Origin of the sequence: Arsukibacterium perlucidum DSM 18276 (assembly GCF_000382165.1) — a bacterium.
Taxonomy (GTDB): domain Bacteria; phylum Pseudomonadota; class Gammaproteobacteria; order Enterobacterales; family Alteromonadaceae; genus Alishewanella; species Alishewanella perlucidum.
Genome location: NZ_KB907762.1, coordinates 1 through 2,485 on the forward strand (window position 1 = coordinate 1; position 2,485 = coordinate 2,485).

Annotated in this window: 2 protein-coding genes; both read left to right on the forward strand. The window is 51.2% G+C overall.

Going from position 1 to position 2,485, the window contains the following annotated elements; genetic code table 11:
* Window positions 1-97: 97 nt before the first annotated feature.
* A complete protein-coding gene (istA, locus tag H141_RS0119405; protein WP_026349571.1) occupies window positions 98-1,639 on the forward strand; it encodes an IS21 family transposase in 1,542 nt (513 codons plus the stop codon).
* An 11-nt stretch (window positions 1,640-1,650) separates the two neighbouring features.
* Window positions 1,651-2,406 carry an IS21-like element helper ATPase IstB gene (istB, locus tag H141_RS0119410; RefSeq protein WP_026349572.1) on the forward strand — a complete coding sequence of 252 codons (756 nt, stop codon included), beginning with the start codon at window positions 1,651-1,653 and terminating at the stop codon, window positions 2,404-2,406.
* Window positions 2,407-2,485 lie beyond the last annotated feature (79 nt).

Below are 2,485 nucleotides of genomic sequence, written 5' to 3' on the forward strand. Positions count from 1 at the left end.
CCTGATTTCCAGAATCAGTGTTCACATAATTCCAGAATGCTTTTCCCGCGTTGATTGTTACCACTGATAACCTATTCATTTTCAGATGGATACGGTTATGACCAGACAGAGAACATCAATGCGTAAACTTCGTGAAATCCTCCGGCTACGATTGCATGCTGGCCTATCCGTTCGTCAGGTCAGGGACAGCCTGCGCGTCAGTATCGGCGCTATCCAAAAAGTCACCAGCGCAGCCGAGCAACAAGGCATCGACTGGCCAACCATCTGCTCCCTCGATGATAGTGCGCTGGCACAGCTTATTTATCCCAAAGCTGACGCATGCGTATCAAGCAGACTTGAACTACCGGATTGGATAGCAGTGCATAAAGAGCTGCATAAACCGGGTGTGACCAAACATCTGCTGTGGGAGGAATACACCCAGCAATACCCCAATCGTTGCTACAGCTATGCTCAGTATTGCCACTTGTACATGGAGTGGCATAAAAAGCAGCGTCGCTCGATGCGTCAAACCCATGTTGCCGGTGAAGTGCTGTTTGTGGATTATGCCGGGCAGACGGTGCCGATTGCCTGTGCCAGTACCGGTGAAATCCGCTTCGCACAGGTGTTTGTGGCGGTGATGGGCGCATCGAATTACACCTATGCGGAGGCAACGTTAAGCCAGACGCTACCGGACTGGCTGGGCAGCCATGCCAGAGCCTTTAGCTTTTTAGGTGGCGTGCCCAAGCTGATAGTGCCGGATAACTTAAAAAGTGGTGTCACCAAAGCCTGTCGCTATGAGCCAGACATTAACGCTGCGTACCAGCAACTGGCTAACCATTACGGCTGTGCCATTATGCCCGCCAGGCCACGTAAGCCACAGGATAAAGCCAAAGCAGAAGTAGGCGTGCAAATCATTGAACGTTGGATTTTAGCCAGGCTGCGACACCACACCTTCTTCTCGCTGGCCGAGCTGAATCACTGCATTAGTGCCTTACTAAAAGACGTCAACAGCCGGCCGTTTAAGCAATTTACCGGCAACCGCCAGGAATGGTTCGAGCAGTTAGATAAACCGGCGCTTGGCCGCTTACCCCGTGAGCTGTATCAGTACACGGACATCAAAATGGTTAAGCTGAATATCGATTACCACGTGCAATATGATGAGCACCTGTACTCGGCTCCGCATCAGCTGGTGGGTGAGAAACTAGAGCTGCATGCTACCGATAATCTCATCACGCTGTACTTCCAAAACAAGCGGGTAGCAAGCCATCCCCGCGTTCACCGCCGTGGAATAAGCACCATGCCAGAGCATATGCCCATCCGCCACGAAAAACACCATAAGTGGAACCGTGGCCGGTTAATGAACTGGGCCAAAGATATCGGCAGTGACACCTTAGCCTGGGTCGTGCGCCTGCTCGATAGCAAAGCCCATGAGCAGCAAAGCTACCGGGTGTGTTTAGGCTTGCTCAACCTGACCCGGCAATACCCACCAGAGCGGATTAATCAGGCTTGTGCCATTGCTAACCAACAGCAGTTAGACCGGCTAAAAAACATCAAATCTATCCTCAGCAGCAACCTTGATATGCTGATACAGGAAGATGACAGCCTGCCAGCCTTACCGCAGCAACATGAAAATATCCGCGGCCCCAACAGCTTCCATTAAGGTAAATGACCATGACAACACACAACATCACCGTCCTTAGACAACTAAAACTACACGGCATGACCCAGGCGTTGTTGCAACAACTGGAGCAGCCTGGCACCTATCAGGGGTTATCGTTCGATGAGCGGTTACAGCTGCTGATTGACCATGAACAGCAAAGCCGCGACAACCGCAAGCAACAGCGACTCCTCACCACCGCTACCCTGAAAGTGGCGGCCAATGCACGGGATATTAACTATGAACAGCCACGCGGTTTAAACCAATCGGCTATGGCGGGTTTACTCAGCTGTGGCTGGGTTGCTAAACACCAGAACATCCTCATTACCGGCCCATGTGGCAGTGGTAAAACTTATCTGGCCTGTGCTCTTGCACATACTGCCATCATGAAAGGTCATAGCGCGAAGTATTACCGCCTCTCGCGCTTGCTGCTGGAGCTGAACCAACACAAAGCCGATGGTAGCTACAGCAAGGCATTAAAGCAGATTGCTAAGTATGACATCCTTATCCTGGATGACTGGGGGCTGGAGCCCTTAAAAGCCGCACAGCGTAACGATCTGATGGAGATCATGGACGACCGGCATCAGCATGCCTCCACCATTATGATCAGCCAGCTACCCACCGAAGAGTGGTATCAGGCAATTGGTGACAACACGCTGGCCGATGCCATCTTAGACAGGCTAATGCACAACGCTCACAGACTAAAATTAAAGGGGGAATCGATGCGAAAAGTCACATCAGAGTTGACTGAAAATGAACACCTAGGTTAAAAAGGCACTGAGCCCAACGCGGGAAGATCTGGGTGTTCACATTCACCAGTATGGGTGTTCACATAAATCAGAATACGCA